A 24,614-nucleotide genomic window follows, 5' to 3' on the forward strand; every position below is an offset into this window, starting at 1 on the left:
ACCACAGCCCCACCGACAACCTAGTCTATTTCTTTTTCTATCATAAGCTGATAAAAGTGGACATCCTGCCATTCCCCAAACTTATAGCCGACCTCACGGAACTTGCCGACAAACGTAAATCCAAATTTGTGATGGAGTGCAATGCTCGCTTCGTTCCCGCCTACAATGCCGCTAATGACGGTGTGATAACCCAGTTGTGCAGCGCGCTGGAGAAGGACCGCCATCAGAGCAGAACCTACGCCGATGCTGCGCTTTTCTTGCGACACGTAGACAGAAAGCTCTGTCGATTTTGCATACGCGGGTTTTTCCCGAAAGGAGGATAGGCAGCTATAGCCAAGAATCTCGCCCTGTGATTCAGCGACGAGCAGCGGGTAGTTACCACCGTGCTTGTTAAACCAAACCATCCGCTGCTCCAGGCTTTGCTCTTGCAAATCAAAGGTAGCGACCGTATTTTGAATGGCATAGTTGTAGATTTCGAGCATTGCTGGCAAATCGTCAATGACTGCGTCTCTTATTTGTACCATGTGTATGGGCTCCTTTTTAATAAATGTAGGTGATGTCAATCAACATTCTAGCGAAGTGCCTCGTATACCTGCCGTAAATTCATGTACCCTGCTTCTTGGGCCAGGGACAAATACTTACCCCATAAAGCCCCTGCCGCCACTGCATCGCAATACGCATGATGCCGGCGCGAAATCGGAATGTCATGCATGGCGCAGAGGGCATCCAACGACCCATTGCCAATGGAACGCCTCAAAAGTCGGATGAACAACATCGTGTCCAGCATTCGGTGCTTGAAAGGGCGCCTGCTCGTTTTCCACAGTCCGGCACGGAGAAATTCGCGTTCGTGACGGGAGTGGTGCGCCACCAAAGGGCGGTCGCCCACATAGCGAAAAAACCGGGACAAGACATGTGTCAGCTCGGGTGCGTCATGGACCGTGTCGTCTGTAATGTCTGTCAAAGAACGGATATGGGGAGGGATGGAACGACCTGGCTTGACCAGTGTGTAAAAGGAATCCCCTAGCAATAACCGTTCGCCCTTCATGGCAACCGCACCGATGGAAATGATCTCGTCGCCGTGGTCGGGGTAAAAACCGGTTGTCTCCAGATCGACTACGACGACCTCCATATCAGCGAGAGGAATGTTCGCACTGGAATCTGTCTGTTTTCGTTCCTTGGTGAGTGAGCGTAAATAAGCCAGATGATGTTTATCGCCCTCGATATGTCCCGTTTCCCACGTTTTTGGTCCTCCTGCCGCTTCCCGGTTCAAGTGCCAAATACGCCGGAATAGTTCCCATTGTGCCATGGATGATTCCTCCTATCCAGTAAAGGCGGACGGGAGTTTAGCTGTCATTTGCTGCAGGCGTATGGCTAGCTTCATTGCATGTTTCGCCATGACGGTTGTATCAGCAGACAGTTCCCTTAATTTTACGTAGCTGTTGCTTGTGTATTGACCATCTTCCCAGTGCAAGGGAGGAATTAGGCGCACGCCGAGCAGCTCCCTAAAGTGGTCTTCTATCTCATCACAAAAGCTTCTGCTCCAAATTCCGCGCTCCCGCAGCAGAGCAAGGCGTTCCAGCGTTGAGCTGGCAAAAATCCCGTGGGCGAGGGCGAAATGCCGGACGCAGTTGACGATAGGGAGATAGATGCCGTATTTCACATTGACGGCACCACGGAATCGCCCAGTAACTTCCGGTAGAATCCTCCCAAACAATCCGAGCGGCACCCGATAATGAAGAGTGTTGCTAACCAAGCGGACGAGGAGAAAGGGGTTATTTGCCAGCAGTTGCCTAAGCCGCACGAAAATAGGGGCGAAAACAGTCGATTCACCCCAAAGGACGCGTACGTCACTTGCGAGCAAGAGATAGCGGGCATGTTCCCAAATCGGGTGCGAAGCCCACTTGTCCAGTTGTTCCATCCACTGCTCGACACTGCCCCGCCATTTTTGCGAGAGACAGGTGACATTGCCTTGGCATGGCGGGTAACCCGCTTCTTCTAGACCGGATACGATGGTGGCTGCCAACAGATGAAAATACCCGTGCACCGCTTCGATATCTTTTTGCTCCAAGTGAGGAGGAAGGGAATAGACCAAGCCATTGTCCTGATCGCTGATGATCGCTTGCTCGGATCGGCCCCCGCTGCCAAATTGCAAAAAGGCAAAAGGAACAGGGGGTGTTCCAGCTCCTCTTTTGACCAGTTCGTTAACGGAAAGAAGAACACCTTGGCGAATGATACAATCATGGATCAGATTGACGACGATGGAGAACGCGGCCAGTTCTTTGGAGCGCGTCACTGTTCGCAAGGGAGCTGGATCCAGCAATTGTTGGCGGATAAGATACAGCTCACGAAAAGATTCCGTCTTTTGAATCCTCTCGATTTGCTCAGGAGAGAGTGTGAGAGGTGCTGCTTCTGACAGCTGCCTGGGGTTGTACGCGTTCAGGCTGGAGTAGTTCGGGATAGCCGTATCCCCCATGTTCGCTAAGATCAAGACCAATCACCTCTTCTTCCTCAGTAACTCGAAGCCCTATCGCTGCTTTTAGAACAGCCAAGATAATAAAGGCGACAACGAAAACATAAGCCATAGACCCTACCAACCCGAGCGCTTGCACGCCCAACTGGTGAAAACCGCCACCGTAGAACAACCCTGCACCACCCACACCCACTTTTTTTGCCAGCTCAGGTGTCGCAAACAGACCAGTGGACAATGTTCCCCAGATTCCAGCTATTCCATGGACGGAGAAAGCAAAAACAGGATCATCAATTCCCATGCGGTCAAACCAGATTGAAGTGTAGAATGTTAATATACCTGACACGGCTCCGATCAAAACGGCAGCCCATGGATCAACAAAGGCGCAAGAGGCAGTAATTGCCACGAGAGCGGCCAAGACGCCATTCAGCATGCTTGGGATGTCTGCTTTGCCCATCACAATCCAGGAAATCGCGAGAGCAGCGACAGCTCCAGCGGCAGTGGCGAGATTCGTCGTGACAGCGACGTAGCCGAAAAAGCCAGAGGTGCTGCCCAGCGTAGAACCTGCATTAAATCCGAACCAGCCAATCCAGAGGAATAATACACCCAAGACAGAGTAGACCTGGTTATGGCCTGGAATCAGGTTGGAGCTGCCGTCCCGGTTGTATTTACCGATCCGCGGCTTCAGCATAATCGTAGCCACTAATGCGACGATCGCGCCTTGCAAATGGACGACCGTCGAACCAGCGAAGTCCTGCATACCGAGCTGGGCCAACCAGCCTCCGCCCCAGACCCAATGCCCGACAACGGGGTAGATGAGGACAGTAAACAAGACACTAAAAAGAAAGTACACGGACAGCTTGGCTCGTTCGGCAAAACCGCCCCAGGCGATAGCGAGTGACACAGCAGCAAAGGCGAGTTGAAACAAAAAGAGGATCGAGATCGGGACAGAAGCGGCAGAAAAAGCGGAGAAAGAGTCGGTTTGTGTTCCGTCAAAAAAGAATCCGGCCAGTCCGATGAAAGAGGTGCCATCTCCGAATGTGAGCCCAAAACCAAAGGCCCAAAAGACAATGGAGCAAATTCCAAAAGTAAGGACAGTCTTCCCTGCGACGTGACCTGCATTTTTCATGCGCGTAGATCCAGCCTCTAAAAGCGCGAATCCTACTTGCATGAGGATGACCAGAATTGCGGATACCATGACCCATGTGGCATCAATGGCAGCAGAGAGTTGCGCAAGAGTCGGTTCCATTCCTTCCACTCCTTTTTTGTGTTAGATAATCTAACATCATTTATATTTATGTCAGATTATATGACGCGTAATTGTGAATTGCAATTCTTTTTTCGTAAAAAAAACACCAATCTATCTGCCTTACGCAGAATGTGATTGGTGTTTCTCTGTGTGTGAGCGTCGTTCGAGCCAGAATCCAATGGTGCATATCCCAGTCAAGAACAGACCGCTTATGAGGAATAAGTACGCGACAGGCAAAACACCAAGCCAGATTGCCCCTAAGCTGCTGGAAAGCATCCCGAAAAACGTGAACATCAGCATGTTGATAGCGTACACTTTGCCTGTATTTTCATCAGCTGCTTTTAATTGAATGGCAGTCACCGTAGGAATTCCAATAACCGGTCCACCTACTCCTGCGATGGCGGCCGCGAAAAAGGCAATCCAATGGTGAGTGCTTCCCAACGTCAACAGTAAAAAACCGCCTGCTTGAAATCCCCAGCCTATCAATATCACGAACAAGTGGCGGGTATAGTAAGCTCGCGACATGTAGAGACTGCCTAGCAAGTTCCCTATCCCATAAAAGCCCATTAATATTGCCAGTGTGCTCCCGTTTCCTTGATCTAGGCGCTCTGCGAGAAAAGGAAAGCCAACGTTGTAGCATACAACCCAGACGACAAACCCTAGATTGCTGAACAGCAAGATCAGGAGCAGCATGTGGTTTCTTTTTAACTCGCCGATCCCGACCGTGATATCTTGCATGTACTGTCTGGGCGTCATTTTGCTTGCGGAAGTATCTGTCCGGCTATGGAGTGAGCCTCTAATTGCATACAGGAAAAAGACGGACAAGAGATAGCTGGCTGCATTGACAAAAAACAACGTGGAAAGCGGCACGGAAGAAGCAAAGAGGCCGATTGTCATCGGAGCCAGGATCCGGACTGTTCGAAAGGTTGTGTCGAGTATCGCATTCGCTCTGCCGAGATGCTCGAGTGGAACAATTGCCTTCAGTGCGACCGTTCGGGCGGGCTGAAACAGACTGGAGAACAACCCAAGAAAAAACTGCGCGATCAAAAAGAACGAAAATTGTTCGATTCCAAACAGTGCCATGATGCCTACGGTAATCACAACGAGTATTCGTGCTAGGTCTGCTCCAACCATCAACAGCCGGGGGCTATATCGGTCGGCAAGAACGCCTCCAATCAGGTAAAAAAGCAAACCGGCTACCATCTCCGGGATAGCGAGAAGGCTCAGTGCTGTTCCCGACTTGGTAGCTTGCAGCAAATACCAGAGCAGGGCGAAGCTGTAGCACTGATCCCCGATGTTGGCAGTCATCTGAGCGAGCCAAAGCTTCAGGAACGAGGTGTTTTTCCATAAAGATGCGGATGATTCCACGATAGATCTCTCCGTCCTGCAAACGATTCAAAGGATTCAATCAACTATTTTTTAGCGTAGCAAGGTAGAAGAGGAAAGTAAAGGGGAAGTGAGCGGTAGTAAAAAAAGCCGAGAGATCGGCTTTTGGGTACCGCTAAAACGCGGTCGTTCCTCCGTGAATAGGCATTGGTAGAGATAGAGGCCTTTTTATTGTTTCATTTGATTGTCACGGTTGTTGTTTGCGTTCTGCTGGGATGCTCCTTGATTATCCTCGGTGTGGGTGTCATCGGCAACCGTGCTGCTAGTCAATCCGGCAACAGCCAATCCTTTTTGATTCAGGTTTTTTGCACTTTTCCATTTGGACATTCAATATCCACCTCTTTCAATATGAGTTCATCTACAAGCTTACGATTCCAAACAAGCAGGGATGCTACTCATCCACATTTTCCCGAAAAGATGTTTCCACGTAGCGTTGCAGGTATACTTACAGATAGAAAGGTTTTAAGCGAAAAGGAGGATGGCGACATGGATGAGTGTGTCATCATCGTCGAAGGGAAGACGGATAAGGAGCGGCTTTTGCAAGTGCTTGCAGAGCCCGTTACGATTATTTGCACATACGGCTCCTACAGTTTCGAAAAAGGAGAGCAGCTCGTCACACAGACACAAACCGCGAGTGAGATCTACCTGTTTACGGATGAAGACTTCAGTGGGAAAAAATTGCGTTCCTGTTTAATGGAGGATTTTCCTGATGCTATCCATCTTCATACACAAAAAATGTTTGGGGAAGTGGCAAATACCCCTCTTGATGTTTTAGCTGAAATTTTGGAGCGGGCTGGTTTTGCGGTGAATAATCCCAACCAAGAGATGGGGTAACGGCAAGGGGATAAAACCCCTTTCCATCGGCTATAACAGTAGTAGAGGATGGCATCACTGCCTCCTCCTGTTTCGACAGGACCAGTAGATGGAATGGTGGAGGTGAAGGCCAATTTGCGCAGTCTGATGACGTTTTTGAACCGGATGAATATCTTCGTCTGGCTATCGGGTATTTTCATTGCTCATGCCGCGCTTTATTTGGTGTTGGGAACCGCTACATGGTTAGCTACGTCCCTTTTAGCGACTGCGTTTTATGGAATCATTCTTTTGGTTGGCAAACTGATTGCAAGCCGATATCCTGACAAGGAAGAAAGCAGATAAAAGGCCGGCTCAGGTGCAGCCGGCTTTTTCCATTTTTACACAGACTACCAGCCGAAAAATGGCAGGATGAGAATGAGTAATCCCAGTATCCAAACGTAAATGGCGAAGCCTTTCATGGAGCCTGTACTGATTATTTTCATCATCCAACGAATCGCCACATAACCGGCTAATCCTGCAAACATCGTTCCGACTAGCATGGGTGCAAGCAAGGAAGTCTCGATCGGGGCCTTTACCAGCTTGACGGTTTGCAGGAGACAAGCACCCAGGATAGCAGGCAAGGAAAGCAGAAAAGAAAAACGAGCAGCATCGGCACGGTCGATTCCCCGCATGAGGGCTCCCGCAATGGTGAGGCCGGATCGAGAAATGGCAGGCAGGATCGCTGCTCCTTGCAAGGTGCCGATAATGAGCGCATCCGTGTAGCTGATCTGATCAAATTTGCGCTGTCCCCGGCGCATGGACTCTACACCCCAAAGGATGACACCCGTCGCGAGGAATTCCCAGCCGATCGTTACACCTGTCCGTGAGATTTCCTCAAAATAATCTTCAAAGGCAAGCCCGATGACAGCGGTAGGAATGGTACCCACTACCAGTAATTTGGTCAGCTTGCAAAGCGGGTTCGTCAAAATGTAACGGATCTGTGGCCAAAAGACGATTATCACGGCAATTAGAGTCCCAAAGTGGAGCATCGTATCAAACAGGAGGCCGACTTCCTGCAGGCCGAATAGCCTCCTGAACAAGACAAGATGACCTGTACTGGAAATCGGTAAAAACTCAGTCAAGCCTTGCACAATGCCTAGAAAAATATACTCAAGCAAAAGCAGCATCGTCAAAGGTCACTCCTATCTTCATCAAGATCGTAAATTCCAGGTCATGGGGTCTAGCCAAGGCCCTTATTGACATATGTATGTCCCGCGAGAAGAGACTTGCCTACTTTGCTGCCCTTCAGAAAAAAGTTGTGGTATTTTCTTCTGTCTGATGGGTATAGTTAGGGTGCATAGAGGAAGAGAGCGAGGAAAAGGAAACATGTACAAAGGAAAAAATCAGGAACGAAAAGTCGCAGCCGAAAGCAATCTGATGGCGGGTATGACCCTGGAAATGACAGTAGCACGTCAAACGGAAATCGGATATTTTTTACGTTCGGGCAAGGATGAAGTATTTCTTCATGCGAATGAGGCTCGCGGACGTTTGCATATGGACGAAGAGGTAGAAGTGTTTTTGTACCACGATCATGAAAATCGCTTGGCTGCGACGATGGATATGCCGCATGTGGCCATGGGTGAGTACGGCTGGCTGGAGGTAGTAGATATCTCTCCTCGCATGGGCGTATTTTTGGACAATGGCATTAACAAGGACCTGCTTTTATTCATTGATGACCTGCCCAAGCTAAGTGATGAATGGCCCCATCCAAAAGACCGTATTCTGGTCGCTTTGAAGCGGGACAAGCTCGGAAGACTGTTGGCAAAGCCGGTGACGGAAAATGAGGTAACGAAAATCGCCGTTCCGGCAGATGCCAGTATGAAAAACAAGCAGGTGGAAGGCACCGTCTACAAGGTTATTCAAGCAGGGGCCTTTTTATTGACCGAGGACGAGCACATCTTGTTTATCCACCGTGACGAAATGGAAGGGCGCATGAGGCTGGGTCAAACGGTGACTTGCCGCGTCAGTTACGTTCGTGAAGATGGGCGACTGAATGGCTCCATGAAGGAACGTAAAGAAGTAAAATACGGAGAAGATGCGGATAAGCTGCTCCAGTACATGAACAACCGAAACGGTGCGATGCCGTATACAGACAGTACGGACGCCGATATCATTCGAGACAAGTTCCAAATGAGCAAGTCCAGCTTCAAACGAGCGCTCGGCAAGCTGATGAAAGAGCGTCGAGTAGAGCAAGTAGATGGCTGGACAAAAGTAATCGACAGCAATAGCAACCCGCAATAAACCAAAAATCCCTCCTGGGCGCTTTTAAGTTCCTTCATCAGGAACTTGAGCATAGGAGGGATTTTCATTACAAATCCAGCAGGAAATGTTTACATGGTTGTCTGTATATGCTGCTTCTGTTTGCGGCTTTTGAAGTACGACAGGGTAAATACGGCAGCGAGCAGAATAAAACCGGCGATGTCCGTTTCAAATCCGGGGATGACGGCAAGCACCCCGCCAGCGATTGCCAGGATACGCTCCACCACATTCAGCTTTGCCATCCAAAAACCGATCAGCCCAGCTCCCACCCCGATCATTCCGAGTATGGAAGTTAGCATGACCCAGAGGGATTCGGTAAACGTGGTATCAATCAAGAGCAAAGCTGGGGAAACGACAAAGATGTAAGGGGCCATGAAAGCGGCAATGGATAAGCGAGTAGACTCCACGCCTGTTTGCATCGGTTTTGACTTGGCTATGCCTGAGGCGGCAAAGGCAGCCAACGCGACCGGAGGGGTAATATCCGCCACGATCCCAAAATAAAACGTAAACATATGGGCTGCGATGACGGGAACCCCTAACTGTACGAGCGCTGGCGCTGCAATTGTTGACGTTATGATGTAGTTGGCGGTAGTCGGCGTCCCCATACCTAAAATCAAGGAAGCAATCATCGTAAAAAACAGCGTGAGGAAAAGCTGTCCGCCTGCCAGGTCAATAAGTCCGTTAGCGAGCTTCAGCCCGATTCCTGTCAACGTGATCGTGCCGACGATAATTCCGGCACATGCCGTGGCTGCCACGACACCCAGCGCCATACGTGCCCCAGAAGCGAGTGCCTGCAAAATGTCAACGACAGACATGCGCGTTTCTTTGCGAAAAGCTCCAACCACAACCGTGGAAACAATACCGATGATTGCGGAATACTCTGGCGAAATATCCATCATCAAAGCTGTAATAATGATGAGGATGGGCAGAAGCAAGTATATTTTTTTCAGAACTTCTTTTTTGTTCGGCATCTCTTCCTTCGTAAGTCCTCGTAATCCAAGACGCTTGGCCTCGAAGTGAGTCATAATCCAGATGCCGACAAAAAACAGGATGGCTGGGAGCACAGCTGATTTGGCGATTTCCAGGTAGGGGACACCGATAAACTCCGCCATCAAAAAGGCGGCTGCCCCCATGACAGGAGGCATGATTTGTCCCCCCGTTGAGGAGGAGGCTTCTACTGCAGCGGCAAATTCCGAGCGGTACCCGAGCCGTTTCATCATTGGGATCGTAAACGCACCAGAGGTGACGACATTCGCAACCGAGCTGCCGCTGATCGTGCCTTGCAGGGCGCTGGAAAAGACAGCTACCTTGGCAGGTCCCCCTATTCGTCTACCTGCAACGACCAAGGACAAGTCATTGAAGTATTCGCCTACCCCTGTCTTTTCGAGAAAGGCACCGAACAAAACAAATAGGAAGATGAAGGTAGAGGAGACGGCCAGCGGTGTGCCGAGGATGCCCTCCAGCGTGTAGTAGCTGTGACCGATTATTCGGGCAAAATCACTTCCCCTATGCTCCAAAAAACCGGGCATGTACGGTCCCAAATACGTGTAAAGGAGAAATAAGGTAGCAATCATGGTAATGGGGATACCAACAACACGACGAGCTGCCTCTAGCACAAGTACAATAGCCATCCCCCCGACGATCATATCCATCGTGGTGTAATTGCCTGTGCGAATAACCAGTCCCTCGTAATCGAAGACCCAATACATGGAGACGGCTACCCCTAACAAGGAAAGAATGATGTTGATGATTCCGACTTTCTTTTTATCCCCTTTGGTTCTCCCGGCGTAAAGCAGATAGACTAGGCAAAGGCCAAACGCCAAATGGATCGGTCGATGAATTTGCGGAGGAAGCATTAAAAAGAGAGTGCTGGATAGCTGGTAAAGGGAAAAGAGAACCAAAAGGCAAAAAGTGATCCACTTCATCGGACCTGCGAGCTGGCGTACGGCAGATTCTTTGTCGTATTGGGCAATCAGCTTATCCATTTCTTGCTGATTCATGGTGGGTGTACTCATCTAGTATCCTCCTAACTCGCTCAATATGGATCGCTTTTCTGACTGAATCGTGATGGCTTCTCCTGGCTTTTCGATCGAGCCTAGGGGGATTTCCGTTCCAGAGAAAAGCAAGGTGTGATTCGCCCGGATCTGTCCAATAAACAGGTGGAGGGCAGGGAACGCGCGATGCATGTTGCGAATCAGGAAGTGGCCATTTTCGATAACCAGCTCTTCACCGGGGGCAAGTTCATTTTCCATCCCGATGCCGTAGTCATGAAAGGTCATTTCCGATAGGATGATTTGGTCTTTGACTATGTGGTAATGCTCTTCAATCGCTGAGCGATGTATGGAGTGGGTCCAGCGAATCCCAAATGCCTCATCCTCCACAAGTCTGCGGCTCCAAATGATCTGATTGGTCTTCGTATCCCGAATAACCAGTGCGGTGTACAGGGGGAGGGTGAGGAAACAGATGACTGCAGCCAGCAGGAGGATGGAGAAAAGGCGGAACGCGGTCCGCCCTTTCCTCGTGTTTACATGCATGCCTCGTTACTTCACGCCTTTTTCGTCGAAGTATTTCTTTGCGCCAGGGTGGATCGGGATGCTTACCCCAGCAAGTACACTGTCCAGCTTGATTTCCTTGGCTTTGGCGTGACCAAGCTTGTCGGTATTTTCAAAAATCGCTTTCGTCACCTTGTACACCAAATCTTCACTTAAATCGGAGCGGATCAAGAGCATAGACTTAACGGCAACCGTTGTCACTTCTTCAGGAACGGTCTGATACGTATTTGCAGGAATTGTTGTTTTTACATAAAATGGATACTTGGCGATGATCGCATCAATTTTATCTGCGTCAACCGGAATAATTTTCACGCCCTTTGTCGCTGCCAGCTCAGTGATGGCAGCAGTCGGGGTACCGGCTGTCTGGAAAGCGGCATCGAGCTGACCGTTTTGAATGGCTTTGGCTGAATCAGCAAAGGATAGTCGCTGCAGCTTGGTATCCTCAAATGTCAGGCCGTATGCCTCCAGAATTTGCTGGGCATTGACCTCGGTACCGCTGCCCGGAGCGCCAACAGAAACGCGTTTTCCTTTCAGGTCGGCTACGTTCTTGATATTGCTGTCAGCGGAAACGACAATCTGGATGGTTTCATTGTAGAGTGCCCCTAGTGCCTGGAATGCCTCGATCTTTCCATCTTGCTGGAACATGTTGGTTCCCTTTGAAGCGTATTCAGCAATATCGTTTTGCGTAAAGGCAATATCAGCCTGCTTGTCACGTAATAAACGAATGTTCTCAGCAGATGCGCCTGTTGCTGTTGCAGTTGCAGTGATTCCGGCGTTTTTGGTAATGTGGTCGGCCATACCTCCTCCTAGCGGGTAGTAGGTTCCGCCTGTTCCGCCGGTCGCAATAACTAACTGCGAAGGGGTGTTGCTTTCGGTCGGCGCATTGTTGTTGCTGCTCTGCGTATTGTTGCCGCTGCTCTGCGTATTGTTGCCGCTGCTCTGGGTATTTCCGCTGCTCTGGGTATTATTGCCGCCACATGCCGTGACCAGTGACATGGTCAAGAGAAGAGTAAGCGAGAGAAGCAAACTGCGTTTTTTCAAAAGGAGTCCCCCTTATCTAAATGTTCAGTACTTTTCCTTTCCTTTGAATTGTACGCGTCTGCCTATAAAAAACTACAAAAATCTATAGAAAAATATAGTAAAATAGGAATATAACTGATAGAGAGCGGGCTTATGTTCCCATGAGAGAAAGTATATCTATTCTTTTGCTTATGCTCATTGCCGTACCGATTGTAGGGGAACTGAAGTTTCACCCGTTTCAGGATGAATTTCGGATCAGCTTTGGCACCACCGCTTTTTTCTTTTTTTTGTTGTGGCTGCGCCCTTCGTTTTTAGCTGGAATATTAACGGGCGTAATTGTCGTTCTATTTCGAATTATCTTGGACTGGGTATATCTCGACACCTTTTCTTGGCTGTATTCCTTTCGTATGCATCTGCCAGCCTTCTTTTTTTACGCTACATTTGCCAGCCTGTTCTCCTTCTTCCGTGTGAACACGCTGCATCATCGGCCGTTGTTGGTCGGTTTATTGGGGACAGTCGCTGAAATCTCAGCGAATTTAGTTGAGCTTTCTTTTCGTTTACAGACATGGGATGGTGTCTGGCATTTATCGGTAGTCGGCCCAATTGCGGTCATTGCCTTGATTCGTAGTTTTTTTGTCCTGAGCTTCTTCAATATGATTCAGTTGCGCCAGGCCAAATGGATGGAGCTGCAGCAGCGGACTCGCAATGAACGCGTCTTGATACTCGTATCCAATTTGTATGAGGAATCGATTCATTTGAAGAAAACACTGCATCAAGTAGAGGAGATCACGAGGGAGTGCTACGAGCTGTATCGCGAAATGAAGGGCCAGCCACCAAATAGCGGAAGCAGTGATAAGTACGCCAAAAGGATGCTGCTCATCGCAGGGCAGGTACATGAGGTGAAAAAGGATAACCAGCGGATTTATGCGGGTCTCTCGAAGCTGATCTCCGATGAAAACGCGCGTGATTACATGCCTTTAGGAGAGCTGGTAACAATCGTGGTCCACGCCCACGAAAAATACGCGCGCTTGCTCGGAAAAGACATTCACTTTGTCACTAACGTCGAGGTGCCTTATCTGGCTTGTCATATTTACACGACGCTGTCGCTTGTGAACAATCTGGTGGCCAACAGCGTCGAAGCAATCCAAGGTCACGGTATGGTGGCTCTCGTCGTAACTGTGGATGAAACCAAAGAGTGGATTCAATTTTGTGTATCTGACGATGGACCGGGGATCTCGGTAAAAGACGTGGAGCTGTTGTTTATTCCGGGGTTCACCACAAAATACGATGAGCGGGGGAACCCCTCTACTGGAATCGGCTTGTCTTATGTAAAAGAAGTCATTGATAATCTACAAGGATACATCAACATCTCTGAAACGGCACAAGGATACACCACTGTATTTGATATTCGCTTGCCGATCGCAAGTTTAATACAGAAAGGGTGAGCATATGCGCTTTTTCATTACGGATGACGATCCGGCTGTTCGGCTCATGCTGGCCCAGATTATTGAGGATGCCGACTTGGGAGAAGTGTGTGGGGAAGCGGAGGATGGCTCACAGATTGACCGTGATTTTTTGGAGTGGAAAAGGGCTGAAATACTTCTCATTGATCTGTTGATGCCCAATCGAGATGGGATTGAGACAGTGCGTCAGCTGGGAGGGTACTCAGGCAAAATCGTCATGATCTCCCAAATCGAAACGAAAGAGCTGATTGCAGAAGCGTACTCGTATGGAATCGAGTATTATGTGACCAAGCCAGTGAATCGGCTGGAAGTCATCAGCGTGCTGCAAAAGGTCAAAGAGCGAGTGCTTTTGCAGCAGTCCATCGAGGGAATTCAGCGTTCGCTCAGCGTTCTCACTGCCTGTGCTCCCGGGGCAAGGGTCGAGCAATCGTACTCGCAAAAAACCATTGTGTCAGCTGCCAAATACTTGCTCACAGAGCTGGGCTTGATCAGTGAAAATGGGAGCAAGGACCTGCTCGACATGATGGAATATTTATATCGCTGGGAGAAGGAGAGTGCAGGAGATGCCAGATTTCCTTCGCTCAGGGAAATCTTCCTGCGGGTAGCAGCCCACAAGGTGGGAGCAGGCTCTATGGCGCAAAAGGAAATGAAGGCAGCGGAGCAACGGGTACGGCGCGCGATCTATCAGGCCTTGACGCACTTGGCTTCACTTGGGCTAACCGACTTTGGCAATCCAAAGTTTGAAACATACGCATCTACCTTTTTTGATTTTACAGAGGTGCGAAAGCGGATGCGGGAGCTGGAAGGGCAAGTGGGAACGGCTCTTTCCCAGGTGCGAATTAACACGAAGAAATTCATTTTCGTGCTCTATATGGAATCCAAAAGACGGATTGGGTAATGGAAGGCTGACTTTTGGAGCGCGCCTCTAAATGTGGTAAGATATCACTATTGTTGTGTTGGGAGGGAAGCTCGTGAGCGAACTACGTAATCCGTGGCAGTTACTATACCGTGTATATCGCCATGTTCAACCTGTTCTGGAGCGGGAGTTTGCAGCCTGGTACAAAAAGGCACAGGCGATTCCCAACCCGGAGCTTAGAAAGCAAGCGCAAGACAGCATGGACTCCAAAAAGTTTCACTGTCAGGGAGGATCTGTCTACGCAGCTCAGGTCGTTTCTTTCGTAGAAACGATTGTGCCTCTTATTGTGGCCTATCAGACAATCAGTGATTACTTGGACAATCTGTGCGATCGCAGCACGTCGCTGGACCCGCAAGATTTTAGGCAGCTGCATGTTTCCATGCAGGATGCTTTGACACCCGGGGCTCCTCTGCGTGATTACTACCTTTATCGGGAAGACAAGGATGACGGCGGATTTTTGGCTGGACTTGTGCAGACCTGTCAAAAGTATGCGGCACAATTGCCTGCCTACGAAAAGATTCAGTCCAAGGTCTTGGAATACTCCAATCTCTACAGTGATTTGCAAGTGTATAAGCATATAGCGCCACAGCTGCGTGAAGGGGAGTTGCTGGCATGGTGGGACACGCACAAGGAACGATACAGTCATCTGCAATGGCAGGAATTTTCCGCTGTCACAGGCTCTACGATCGGCATTTTTGCGCTGTTTTGCCTGGCAACTGATCCACAAGTGCGTGAAGAGGAGATTGCAACCGTAAGTGAGGCTTATTTCCCGTGGATGTGTGGTTTACATATTTTGCTTGATTATTTGATTGACTTAGAAGAGGACAGGCTGGGCGGAGATTTAAACTTCGTCAGTTACTATCAATCGGAGCGAGAAGCGACAGAGCGTTTGCAGTATTTCATCCAGCAAGCAAAGGCAAGCGTCAGACGCTTGCCAAACCCTGCATTTCACCGTATGATCGTGGACGGGCTAGTTGCATTTTATCTGGCAGATCGCAAGGTAAATCGCAGTCAGCCACGCATTTATACCATTGCCAAACAACTGCTGAAACAGGCGAAGGGCATGCCTTCCGTTCTGTTTTATGTGAACAGCTTATTAGTAAGGCGATAACGGAGAAGAGGTTAGCGCATATGCTTGCGCTTGTACGAAAAGCCAAATCCCATCAATGAGAAGGCAACTACGATACAGCCAAGGATACCGAGGGGGCTTTTCTCCCCGATGGCAATGCCAACTCCGATGAGACAGGCGGTTACGCAAAATGCTAAAGCCAGTGTTACCAATTGATAACGATTCATCGGTCTGTAACCTCCTATCTGTCAATGTTCCCATTATACCTTATTTTCCGCGAAAAACATCAAGCGAAAGATTCCGGAAAACCCGGTAAAATATTGTGCGAAGTGGTGGAGACCGCAGATGGAAAGCATTTTACAATTTAAAAAGAATAATCGAATGTTTGAAGGTCAAGTGACGTATGAAGAAGGAGATTTGATTGAGGTAGTCTTTTCTTCTCTGCTGGACGTGACGGTGGGAGATCAGCTTCCTTGTCTGCTGGTTGTTGATTACGAGACGATTAGTAACTTTGACGCGGTGATCGTGGCCAAAGATCAGAATCGGCTATTTTTGTTTCATTCGCCGACAGCAATCGAGTTCCGAGAGCAGCGCAGACGCTATCCACGATTTGATATGAAAGTAAAGGGCTGGATCCAATATCCTACCCAAGAACCAGATTCACTCTTTTCCGTTTATAGCCACATGGTGGATCTCGTGAATTTGAGCTTGGGAGGCCTGGCGTTTCGTGCGGACAAATCAATTCCTGAGCAGCAAGCACTTATTTTCTCCATTGAATTATATGGACGGAATCGTCCCGATGGAGTCGTCAAGGCGGAGCTTCAAATTATTCATGAGCGTATTGAAGGCCCTCACTATTTGTATGGATGTACGATCAAAGGAATAAATGCACGGCACTTTCACAATCTGCGCAAGTACATCCTTCATCGCCAAATTGAAGAACGCAGGCAAGTCCGAATTGAATAAACCGTATCCAAGAATTGGTTCAGTATGGACCAATTTTTTTTGTACAGATAAGAATTAATAAAATTCTTATCCAGTATAAGTGCAACCGCGGCTCCGCCAAAAGGCATGGCGCAGCCAGGTTTTCTAATTGATAACAAGCCCTTCTGTTAGTTACTATTAGAGTAGTGACTACGAGGAGGGTTTTTTATGCTGCAAGCGATGGTTGTCGTTTTTGGCTTTATGGCTTTAGGATTTTTTGCGCAGCGAAGAGAGGAACAAAATCGTTCGCTGGCGAAGCTTTGTCTTTATTACCTTATTCCGATTTTAATTTTTCAATCATTTGTACATACGGGGGTATCCGTTCATTCACTTGCGATGATTGTGCTTCACTTTTTCGTGACGACCTTATTGGTATATATCTTGTTGATGTTGGTGGTGGGACGGTTATTCGGTTGGAAACAGGAGACGCTGAAGTGGAATGCGCTTGCTGCTACGCTCGCGAATGTAGGATACTTTGGCCTTGCAGTCATTCGCTATGCGGTGGGGGAGCATGCAGTACCGTATGCTGTCGCGGTATCTCTCGCTTTTAACCTGTATATGGCACTCTTTGGATTTTCTCAGGTGGGCGGCGAGCGCGAGTGGAAAGGGAAAATTCGTCGTGTCTTTCAAAATCCTTATTTGTATGCGGTGATGGCTGGATTGCTATGGAGAGGATTCGACTTGACCATGCCTGAGTCACTGGATGCTTTTCTCAATCTCGCTGCCAGCGCAACGCTCCCGCTGACCTTGCTTTTGACTGGTGCTGAGATGCGCAAGAACCGCTACAGACAAGACGGTCTTTGGGATGCGGCAAAAGTAAGCCTGTTAAAGCTGGTATTGCCTGTACTCGTAGCGTGGCCGCTGGCTCTTTGGATGACAGATGACAGAGTTGAGCAAAGTGTGATGATCCTGATGTTCGGGATGCCCACTTCCTTGAATCTATTGCTTTTGGCAAAAGATCAGGAGCGGGATACAACCAGTTTGGCAATGATCATTTTACTGACAACGGTAATGAGCCCGTTTACCCTGATGTTCGTGATGAACCATTTGCCGTAAGCAAAAAAGGAGAGAAGATGATGTGAGTACATTACTGGAGCAAATCCAATTTTTCGGATTCAACCAATACGAAGCCAAAGCTTACATGGCCCTGGTCAGCCTGGGAACGACCAATGCGTATCAGATTAGCAAAGAGTCAGGTATTCCGCGGGCGCGCGTCTATGACACACTCGATACACTGGTCAAACGAGGTATTGTCATGATGGAAGAAGCAAAGGACGGGGGAAAAAGCTACTCGCCGCTGCCTGTTGACGTCTTTCTTGATCAGGCTAGGCAATCTTTTGAGGAGAGCTGGAACAAGGTCGGCGAAGAATTGCGATCGATGGAAAAGCGCGACCCGAAAAGCGAAGTTTCACTCACAACCGTCAGAGGAGAGGACAACGTGCTTTCTTTTTGCCGAATCATGATCCGCCGAGCAAAAGAGCAGGTGCTTTTGTCCATGTGGGAACCCATGTACGACCAGCTGCAATACGAGCTTATCGCGAAGGAAAAGGAAGGGTGCTCCATCAAAGGCATCTTGTTTGATGTGGAAAATCCGCTGCCGGGCCTATACAAGCACAGGATTAATGAATACATCAACAAAATGACAGAAGAGCGTTGGTTTGTCCTCTCGATAGATGGCAAAGAATTGTTGTATGGGCACTCAGCGGAGCGAAAAGGAAACGCGTATTACACCGATGATCCTGTCCATATTTTTTTGTTGGAGGATTATATTTGGCATGACGTGCTCGTCAACCGTCTGGTGGAAGCAGGGAGCCAGGAGCAATTGGACAATTGGATTTTGCCAGAGATGGAACAGTTCTTTGGCAGAAAGATGTTGCCTTCGACGTATTGGACAGATCGTGAGGAGAGGAAGGGATGATATGTGGAACAAATGGTTGGCATGCCTATTGGTGCTCGCCCTAAGCTTGCCGGCAGCGGCCTGTGATGCAAGTGGCGTGACCGAATCAAAGCCTAGTCAGCAAATGATTCCGTACACGGTTGAAGTGGTGGCGCAAGAACTCGATGTACCGTGGGAAATGGATTTTGCAGACGATGGTCGCATTTTCTTTACAGAAAGACCAGGCAGAGTACGAGTCATTCAAGCGGGCAGGCTGTTGCCAGAGCCATTGATATCCTTTCCCGCGCCTTTCATCAGTGAGGGAGAGGGAGGATTACTCGGGCTTGTCCTTGACCCTGAATTTGCACAAAATCATTACTTGTACGTCTATCATACGTACAAAGAAGGTCAAAACGTCTACAATCGCGTATTACGTCTGCGGGAAAATAACAATCAGGCAAAGATCGACAAGGTGCTGTTTGACAAAATTCCAGGCAGTGCTATTCACAATGGGGGACGAATAAAAATCGGTCCAGACCAGCGACTCTACATCACGACAGGGGATGCTCGTAAGCCTGAGCTCGCCCAAGATCGCACCAGTCTCGCCGGAAAAATTTTGCGCATCAATCTAGATGGAACCATTCCAGCGGACAATCCATTCCCAGCTTCTCCGGTATACAGCTTGGGACACCGCAACCCGCAGGGAATCGCCTGGAATCCGCAGACAAGGATCCTGTACAGCTCTGAGCATGGGCAATCCGCGCATGATGAAATCAACCGTATTGAGCCGGGAGCCAACTATGGCTGGCCTGTCATTCAAGGAGATCAGCAGCGAGCAGGAATGAAAGCCCCAATCCTGCAAAGCGGGGAGATTACTTGGGCACCTTCTGGCATGACGTTCGTTTCCAAAGGGCCGTGGGCGGGCCAATTGCTCGTTGCCAATCTGCGAGGAGAGCAGATGCAGCGAGTCACCATTGACCCGAGTGAGCCAGATACGGTTCGTGAGGCTACGGCCTCGTTTCAACAGGAGTACGGACGACTGCGAAATGTGGTTGAAGCGGCTGACGGCTCCCTTTATTTGTTGACGAACAATCGCGATAGTCGCGGGGAGCCAAGAGAAGGTGATGATAAAATCATCCGGCTTGTTCCGAGACAACCGTAGCTGTAGGTTTTGATTTGCCCCAGATCAGTCTCTGGAGAACAATCGCACCTGCACCGACGATAGAAATTAACAGACCGACCCGTAAAAAGGCGACACTAGGCCCCAAAATCGTCATCAAAAATCCTCCCAAGAGCGGAGCGATGATAAAGGTGGCACTCGTCAGCGAATCAATAATTCCTCGGACCCTTCCTAGAGCTTGTGGAGGGGTTTCTTTTTGGACCAGGTAGTTCGTACCGACTGATGTCAGTCCGGTTCCAACTCCTGCCAACAGGGATGCAACGAGTATCCAGTACATCCCATCACCTGGCTGGAAAAACCCAATCCATGAAAAGCAAACCCCGATCAGGAGAACGCCGCCGCCCAACACCCAACCGTACGAGCGAATTTCCTTCAGGCGATGCAGCCAGGTTATTGTGAGGAGTGCCCCTAATCCGATGGTACTGACTGAGTATCCGACCATTTCCGGATTGTTCGGTACTTTTTCTCGGAAAACGACAGCAAACTGTGCGTCAGCCAATTGGATCGCCGTCATGGCAGCCAGCCCAAAGAGAGTACTGTAGAGCAAGACGCGGTTTTGCAAGAAGACGCTCCAGCCCTCTTGCCAAGCTTGCCGAAACGGCTGCGCTTTTTCACGGGAGGAAAGGCGTGGAATCGAATTTTCCACGTGGCGAATGGTTAAAAGAAAAGCGGTTGAAAGAAGGTAGCTTCCTGCGTTGATGACAAGGCAAATCGCTGGCGCAAAAAAGGCTGCCACCATCCCGCCTAGAAGCGGACCAATCAGCTTTCCCGATTGAAAAACGGCTCCATTTAAGGAGGTTGCTTTCAATAGCTGCTCTGGGGTGACAATTTGACGCGTCAATGTTTGCTGGGCAGGATCATTGAATACGGAGGCGCATGAGCGCAGCGCGATGACTGCCAGGAACCAAAAAGGATTGGGCATGGCAAGCAAAAGCAGGGTAAGACTTGCCTGTATCAGATCCATGATGATCATCATCCGTACCTTGTTGACCCGATCAGCAAGAACCCCGGCGAATTGCCCAAGCACGATTCCGGGGGCAGCATAGGCAATCGGCAACAGGGCCATTGTCATCGGATCAGCCTGCCAGACAAACCCGAGAAGGATCGATACCGCAATGAAATCAAACCAGTCTCCCAGTGTAGAAAGTCCATAGGCGAAAAAAAGCATGCGAAACGTTCTATTTTCTTTTAGCAAAAAAATCCCTCCATCGGCTCTGTTACAACCGATGATAAGAGGGATTTGTCAGAGGCATATCAAATGGGGCGGGAAATGAGTGACAAGATTGACTTTTTCAGATACTCAAACCGGTATTCTTCGGATAACGCCGCCCATATTTTTTGGTATTTGCGTTCCCATTCCTCATCACAACCAAATGTCCCCAGGAATAACAGGATGTTGTTCACCGCATAAATCAAATGCGGGATAAATTTGGTTGCGCGAATCACTTCAACACCCTCATCCACTATACGCCGGGCTTTGGCACGCTCCTGACGCTGATAGAGACAAATTCCCCGCATGACAGTAAAGCTGCCTAGCTCACGCTGCATGGGGATCAGTTGCAAAACCTCTGCAGATCGACGGATAATCTCCTCTGCCTCCTCAATCTGTCCGGAAAAGAGGGCCAGTATCGTTTCTTCTGCTTGAAGAAAAAGAGTGAAGCTCGCAGAGTCCATTTTCGCTACTAGTTGTCTCGCCTTTATTATCTGTTGCCTTGCACGTTCCCACTCTCCAGCCTGCGCATACAATCCGATTGCATTGATTTGCAGCTCATCTTGGAAAGAGGGAGGCATCAGTGCTTGGTTCTTTACTGTCCACTCGAAAACCTGGATGGTCTTACGGGTGTCGGTTTCCGTCATGTAATACAGATGGGAGATAAAACAGTTTCTCTGGCATAGGAGCAGTCTTGTCTTCGATAAACCAGGCGAAATCACCCGAAATAAATCGCAGATATATCGCGTAAAAAGGGTCCATTTGAAACCCGAGAACTTCCTGATGCTTAGAAAGAGTCTGCATGGCAGCGCCCATCCCCATCCCATGATAGGTAGACAGCATTTTATGAATGCTCTCCGAGAAGTCACGATTGAGGGTCGAGGGCTTTGGTGGCTGATGCACCTTCCAGGTCAAACGATACCCCACTTTGCGGACGGTATCAATCGTGAGCAAATGAGACCATTTCGCAAGCTTTTTGCGAAGGCGATAAATGTGGTCATCAATTGTCCGATCTGTCGGATCCTCAAGCGGCCATACGCGATCGAGCAGGTTTTCCCGTGAAAAGGTGCGATTTTTCCACGTATATAAATATTGGAACAATGCGTATTCCTTTGGTAACAGCGTGATGGTCTCCCCAGCGTATTGAACTTCGTACGTTTCATCAGACCAAGTGATCAGCCCCATCCGAATGACCCCTCGTTTATATTGTGTTTCTTCATTTTATTGTAAAGAGTGCCGCGTGAAATACCGAGCAGTTCTGCCGCCGCCTTTTTGTTGCCGTAGGTACGCTCCAGTGCTGCCACAATTCGCTCTCGCTCCGACGAGGCCGGCTCGGGGGCATAGAGAGCGTGCGCTAAGGGACGAGCCGGGATTGCAGAGGAGAAGGTACTCCCCAGTGAAATCGCCGATGATGGCAGTGGATCAGCTGTGTGGGAACGGATCACGGATGGCAAATGCTCAGTCAGGATGACGCCCTTTTCTTGAAGAATAGACAGGCGCTCGATGACATTGCGCAATTGTCTGATGTTGCCGGGCCAACTGTAATCGAACAAGGCTTGCATCACCTCGGAAGCGATACGCGGAACGGAATGCTCATGGGCAACCGAATACTCATGGATAAAAATTTGTACCAGCTCGGGTAAATCCTCCCTTCTCTCACGCAACGGAGGTACTTCAAGCGAAAATACATTGAGCCGATAGTAGAGGTCTTCGCGGAACCGACCGTCAAACACCATCTGCTCCAATTGGCGGTTGGTCGCCGCTACGATGCGTGTATTCACAGAAATGGGCTCGGTCCCTCCGACACGGTAAAATTGCCTTTCCTGCAAGGCGCGGAGAAGCTTAACCTGCAGCTCCAACGGCAACTCACCGATTTCATCGAGAAACAGTGTGCCACCGTGAGCAAGCTCAAGTTTGCCTGGCTTGCCTTTTTTCTCGGCACCCGTGAAGGCTCCGCCTTGATACCCGAACAGCTCGCTTTCGAACAAGGCGGCAGGAATGGCCCCACAGTTAATGGCAATGAACGGCTTTTCCCGGCGGCGACTGGCTTGATGGATAGCTTGGGCGAACAGCTCTTTTCCTACCCCGCTCTCACCATAAATCAGCACAGTCGCATCGGTCTGCGCTACTTTTTTGGCAGAACTGATAGCGGACTGAATCGAAGCAGAGTGACCTTTGATTGCATAAAAAGGGTCGTCTGCTGCTTGGAAACGACTCATCTCTTGCTGCAAGTTATGCAGATGGGCAGTGGTGTGAGCCAATTCTTCGTTGAGTCTGACCAGCTCGGTAATATCCTGCTCGATAGAGATGGCGCCGATAATCTGTCCTTCTAGCCGAATGGGTGCCGCATTGATCAACACATGACTGTCTGGTCGCGGAATATGGTACACGCGCTGAACAGAGGTTCCTTGCCGCAGGGCGTCCAAGAGTCGGATCGATTCACTGGCGAAATGTTCATCCAGAGAGGTTCCAATGACCTCGGTGCGATCTATTTTGTAAATCGTTTGGGCGGCCCGGTTCCAGTGCTGCACCACGTTTCGTGAATCGACGATGGTAACCGCTTCGCTCATTGTGTCCATCAGGGTGCCGAGCAGTACAGACTGGTTCTGAACCAGAGTGAGAAAGGAAGCGAATAGTTCGTGAGAATCAATGATGCCAGTGGGAACTCCATTTTCGTCGAGCGTAACCAAGGCAGGCATTGTCGCGTCATTTAGGAAGGAACGGATCTGTCTAGTGGATTCTTCTAATGTAGCCGTTTCACGAACGGCGATTACCTTCACCGTACGTTCCCCGTCCACCCACACACCTTCTTTTTCTCCAGTGCGTATTCTGACAGCAGCAGGATTGACAGGAGCCGCAATCGAAGAGACAACACTATCCAGTGAAAATAACGGTTTCAAAACATCACTTCCTATACAAACTAACAAGAAAGAGGATAGAATGCTCTTTCTCGTTGCTTAATCAACAGTTCTTAATCAAAAGTGTACAAGAATAGACAAGAAATGTACACATGTGTAAAATGAAATGTTTTGCCACTTGAATGCGTAAAAACCCCAAAAGACTTGCGAAATAGGTACTTAAATGTGTTGGCATGGTTCATGCTAGGAATAAAGGAGCAGAGTACGTTGAGGAGGAGACAGTCAACGATGGAACAAGCAATGAAGGATTTTTTTCTATTCTTATCCAAAAACCAAACCTTGAACGCAGCAGCTAAAAAATGGGGCCTGCGCTTTGGTGCTAGCCGCTTTGTATCCGGTGCAACGATTACTGAGGCGATCAGTGCAGTGCGCAAGCTGAACCAGCAAGGTCTCGTGTGCACGCTGGATCACCTGGGCGAATTCGTTTTTAGTGTGGAAGAAGCGAATGAATCTGCTGATTACTGCATCAAAACATTGGAAGCGATTCACGAGTCCAAAGTAGACTGCAACCTGTCGTTGAAAATGACATCCATGGGTCTCGACATCAGTCGTGAACTGTGCATGAGCAACATGAGACGCACATTGGATGCCGCAAAGAGACTCGGCAACATTTTTGTACGTATCGACATGGAGGATTATGCTCATAATCAAGTAACCATGGAGATTTTAAACGAGCTGTTGGAAGAGTACGATAACGTAGGAACGGTGATTCAGGCGTACCTGTACAAAGCTGCGGATGACATCGACAGCCTGAAGGACAAAAAAGTAAACTTCCGTCTGGTAAAAGGTGCGTACAAAGAGTCGCCTGAGGTAGCTTACCCGAATAAGCCGGATGTCGATGAGAACTACAAGAAAATTATCAAGCAGCATCTCTTAAATGGCGGCTATGCAGCGGTTGCTACCCATGATGACAATATCATCGCATACGTGAAACAGCTGGAAAAGGAATACAACATTCCTCGTACCCAGTTTGAATTCCAAATGCTGTACGGAATTCGTACCCAGTCCCAAATTGACCTCGCACGAGAAGGCTACAAAATGCGCGTCTACGTTCCATACGGCAATGACTGGTACGGATACTTCATGCGCCGCCTGGCGGAAAGTCCAGCTAACGTGAAGTTCGTCCTGAAAGGCATGTTTACAAAATAAAATTGATGCGTGATCGCTTCACCAGACACCTTCGGATGAGATCCGGAGGTGTTTTTATTTTGCA

At 49.1% G+C, this 24,614-nt stretch carries 26 protein-coding genes; 11 read left to right on the forward strand and 15 right to left on the reverse strand.

Going from position 1 to position 24,614, the window contains the following annotated elements; translation table 11 throughout:
* Positions 1-20: 20 nt before the first annotated feature.
* From ACIFQN_RS24155 to ACIFQN_RS24180, 6 genes are all read right to left on the reverse strand, one after another.
* Positions 21-524 carry an N-acetyltransferase family protein gene (locus ACIFQN_RS24155; protein ID WP_429835589.1) on the reverse strand — a complete coding sequence of 168 codons (504 nt, stop codon included), beginning with the start codon at positions 522-524 and terminating at the stop codon, positions 21-23.
* 47 nt (positions 525-571) lie between these two features.
* Complete coding sequence (locus ACIFQN_RS24160; protein WP_429835590.1) at positions 572-1,306, reverse strand: exonuclease domain-containing protein; 735 nt, start codon at positions 1,304-1,306, stop codon at positions 572-574.
* A gap of 12 nt (positions 1,307-1,318) precedes the next feature.
* Positions 1,319-2,488: a DUF294 nucleotidyltransferase-like domain-containing protein gene (locus tag ACIFQN_RS24165; protein WP_429835592.1), complete on the reverse strand. Its 1,170-nt coding sequence runs from the start codon at positions 2,486-2,488 to the stop codon at positions 1,319-1,321.
* Entirely contained in the window at positions 2,382-3,716 is a 1,335-nt protein-coding gene (locus tag ACIFQN_RS24170) for an ammonium transporter (protein ID WP_429835593.1), read from the reverse strand. The genes ACIFQN_RS24165 and ACIFQN_RS24170 overlap by 107 nt, the downstream gene beginning before the upstream one ends.
* A 120-nt stretch (positions 3,717-3,836) precedes the next feature.
* The gene (locus tag ACIFQN_RS24175) at positions 3,837-5,084 is read right to left on the reverse strand and encodes an MFS transporter (protein ID WP_429835594.1); all 1,248 of its coding nucleotides are present in this window, start codon (positions 5,082-5,084) and stop codon (positions 3,837-3,839) included.
* Between the two features lie 186 nt (positions 5,085-5,270).
* Positions 5,271-5,429, reverse strand: a complete 159-nt coding sequence (locus tag ACIFQN_RS24180; RefSeq protein WP_429835595.1) for a hypothetical protein — start codon at positions 5,427-5,429, stop codon at positions 5,271-5,273.
* Positions 5,430-5,588: 159 nt separating this feature from the next.
* Between ACIFQN_RS24180 and ACIFQN_RS24185 the strand changes: the two genes are divergently transcribed.
* Together ACIFQN_RS24185 and ACIFQN_RS24190 are read left to right on the forward strand one after the other, a co-directional pair.
* Positions 5,589-5,936 (forward strand): toprim domain-containing protein, encoded by a 348-nt coding sequence (locus ACIFQN_RS24185; protein WP_429835596.1) that lies wholly within the window; start codon positions 5,589-5,591, stop codon positions 5,934-5,936.
* Positions 5,937-5,984: 48 nt separating this feature from the next.
* Entirely contained in the window at positions 5,985-6,257 is a 273-nt protein-coding gene (locus ACIFQN_RS24190; RefSeq protein WP_429835597.1) for a hypothetical protein, read from the forward strand.
* A gap of 44 nt (positions 6,258-6,301) precedes the next feature.
* Here ACIFQN_RS24190 and ACIFQN_RS24195 read toward each other — a convergent pair whose 3' ends face one another.
* Positions 6,302-7,081 carry an undecaprenyl-diphosphate phosphatase gene (locus ACIFQN_RS24195; RefSeq protein WP_429835598.1) on the reverse strand — a complete coding sequence of 260 codons (780 nt, stop codon included), beginning with the start codon at positions 7,079-7,081 and terminating at the stop codon, positions 6,302-6,304.
* A 199-nt stretch (positions 7,082-7,280) separates the two neighbouring features.
* Here ACIFQN_RS24195 and ACIFQN_RS24200 point away from each other — a divergent pair, with 199 nt between their 5' ends.
* Entirely contained in the window at positions 7,281-8,195 is a 915-nt protein-coding gene (locus ACIFQN_RS24200) for a CvfB family protein (RefSeq protein WP_429835599.1), read from the forward strand.
* A gap of 89 nt (positions 8,196-8,284) precedes the next feature.
* On the opposite strand, the gene ACIFQN_RS24205 is transcribed toward ACIFQN_RS24200, so the two are convergent.
* The 3 genes from ACIFQN_RS24205 to ACIFQN_RS24215 are packed head-to-tail and all read right to left on the reverse strand — an operon-like array spanning position 8,285 to position 11,806.
* Positions 8,285-10,228 carry a TRAP transporter permease gene (locus ACIFQN_RS24205; protein ID WP_429835601.1) on the reverse strand — a complete coding sequence of 648 codons (1,944 nt, stop codon included), beginning with the start codon at positions 10,226-10,228 and terminating at the stop codon, positions 8,285-8,287.
* Entirely contained in the window at positions 10,229-10,747 is a 519-nt protein-coding gene (locus ACIFQN_RS24210) for a DUF1850 domain-containing protein (RefSeq protein ID WP_429835602.1), read from the reverse strand.
* A 6-nt stretch (positions 10,748-10,753) separates the two neighbouring features.
* Positions 10,754-11,806, reverse strand: a complete 1,053-nt coding sequence (locus ACIFQN_RS24215) for a TAXI family TRAP transporter solute-binding subunit (RefSeq protein ID WP_429835603.1) — start codon at positions 11,804-11,806, stop codon at positions 10,754-10,756.
* A 140-nt stretch (positions 11,807-11,946) separates the two neighbouring features.
* Here ACIFQN_RS24215 and ACIFQN_RS24220 point away from each other — a divergent pair, with 140 nt between their 5' ends.
* The 3 genes from ACIFQN_RS24220 (at position 11,947) to ACIFQN_RS24230 (ending at position 15,275) form a co-directional block, all read left to right on the forward strand.
* On the forward strand, positions 11,947-13,230 hold the full coding sequence (locus ACIFQN_RS24220; RefSeq protein WP_429835604.1) for an ATP-binding protein: 1,284 nt from the start codon (positions 11,947-11,949) through the stop codon (positions 13,228-13,230).
* A 4-nt stretch (positions 13,231-13,234) separates the two neighbouring features.
* Positions 13,235-14,146 carry a response regulator gene (locus tag ACIFQN_RS24225; RefSeq protein ID WP_429835605.1) on the forward strand — a complete coding sequence of 304 codons (912 nt, stop codon included), beginning with the start codon at positions 13,235-13,237 and terminating at the stop codon, positions 14,144-14,146.
* 73 nt (positions 14,147-14,219) lie between these two features.
* Positions 14,220-15,275, forward strand: coding sequence for a tetraprenyl-beta-curcumene synthase family protein (locus ACIFQN_RS24230; protein ID WP_429835606.1), 1,056 nt, complete (start codon positions 14,220-14,222; stop codon positions 15,273-15,275).
* 11 nt (positions 15,276-15,286) lie between these two features.
* Here ACIFQN_RS24230 and ACIFQN_RS24235 read toward each other — a convergent pair whose 3' ends face one another.
* Positions 15,287-15,460 carry a DUF5325 family protein gene (locus tag ACIFQN_RS24235; RefSeq protein WP_170184319.1) on the reverse strand — a complete coding sequence of 58 codons (174 nt, stop codon included), beginning with the start codon at positions 15,458-15,460 and terminating at the stop codon, positions 15,287-15,289.
* Between the two features lie 118 nt (positions 15,461-15,578).
* Between ACIFQN_RS24235 and ACIFQN_RS24240 the strand changes: the two genes are divergently transcribed.
* From ACIFQN_RS24240 to ACIFQN_RS24255, 4 genes are all read left to right on the forward strand, one after another.
* Positions 15,579-16,199, forward strand: a complete 621-nt coding sequence (locus ACIFQN_RS24240) for a PilZ domain-containing protein (RefSeq protein WP_429835607.1) — start codon at positions 15,579-15,581, stop codon at positions 16,197-16,199.
* 186 nt (positions 16,200-16,385) lie between these two features.
* The gene (locus tag ACIFQN_RS24245) at positions 16,386-17,273 is read left to right on the forward strand and encodes an AEC family transporter (protein WP_429835608.1); all 888 of its coding nucleotides are present in this window, start codon (positions 16,386-16,388) and stop codon (positions 17,271-17,273) included.
* 22 nt (positions 17,274-17,295) lie between these two features.
* Positions 17,296-18,135 (forward strand): TrmB family transcriptional regulator, encoded by an 840-nt coding sequence (locus ACIFQN_RS24250; RefSeq protein WP_429835609.1) that lies wholly within the window; start codon positions 17,296-17,298, stop codon positions 18,133-18,135.
* A 1-nt stretch (position 18,136) separates the two neighbouring features.
* Complete coding sequence (locus ACIFQN_RS24255; protein ID WP_429835610.1) at positions 18,137-19,255, forward strand: PQQ-dependent sugar dehydrogenase; 1,119 nt, start codon at positions 18,137-18,139, stop codon at positions 19,253-19,255.
* Here ACIFQN_RS24255 and ACIFQN_RS24260 read toward each other — a convergent pair.
* The 4 genes from ACIFQN_RS24260 to ACIFQN_RS24275 are packed head-to-tail and all read right to left on the reverse strand — an operon-like array spanning position 19,227 to position 23,383.
* Positions 19,227-20,468: an MFS transporter gene (locus ACIFQN_RS24260; RefSeq protein WP_429835611.1), complete on the reverse strand. Its 1,242-nt coding sequence runs from the start codon at positions 20,466-20,468 to the stop codon at positions 19,227-19,229. The two genes, ACIFQN_RS24255 and ACIFQN_RS24260, sit on opposite strands and share 29 nt — an antisense overlap.
* A gap of 59 nt (positions 20,469-20,527) precedes the next feature.
* Positions 20,528-21,130: a hypothetical protein gene (locus ACIFQN_RS24265; protein WP_429835612.1), complete on the reverse strand. Its 603-nt coding sequence runs from the start codon at positions 21,128-21,130 to the stop codon at positions 20,528-20,530.
* Complete coding sequence (locus tag ACIFQN_RS24270; protein ID WP_429835613.1) at positions 21,108-21,668, reverse strand: winged helix-turn-helix domain-containing protein; 561 nt, start codon at positions 21,666-21,668, stop codon at positions 21,108-21,110. The genes ACIFQN_RS24265 and ACIFQN_RS24270 overlap by 23 nt, the downstream gene beginning before the upstream one ends.
* The gene (locus ACIFQN_RS24275; RefSeq protein WP_429835614.1) at positions 21,659-23,383 is read right to left on the reverse strand and encodes a sigma-54 interaction domain-containing protein; all 1,725 of its coding nucleotides are present in this window, start codon (positions 23,381-23,383) and stop codon (positions 21,659-21,661) included. The genes ACIFQN_RS24270 and ACIFQN_RS24275 overlap by 10 nt, the downstream gene beginning before the upstream one ends.
* Positions 23,384-23,629: 246 nt before the next feature.
* Here ACIFQN_RS24275 and ACIFQN_RS24280 point away from each other — a divergent pair, with 246 nt between their 5' ends.
* Positions 23,630-24,550 (forward strand): proline dehydrogenase family protein, encoded by a 921-nt coding sequence (locus ACIFQN_RS24280; protein ID WP_429835616.1) that lies wholly within the window; start codon positions 23,630-23,632, stop codon positions 24,548-24,550.
* Positions 24,551-24,614 lie beyond the last annotated feature (64 nt).

This window comes from Brevibacillus sp. NRS-1366 (assembly GCF_050467985.1).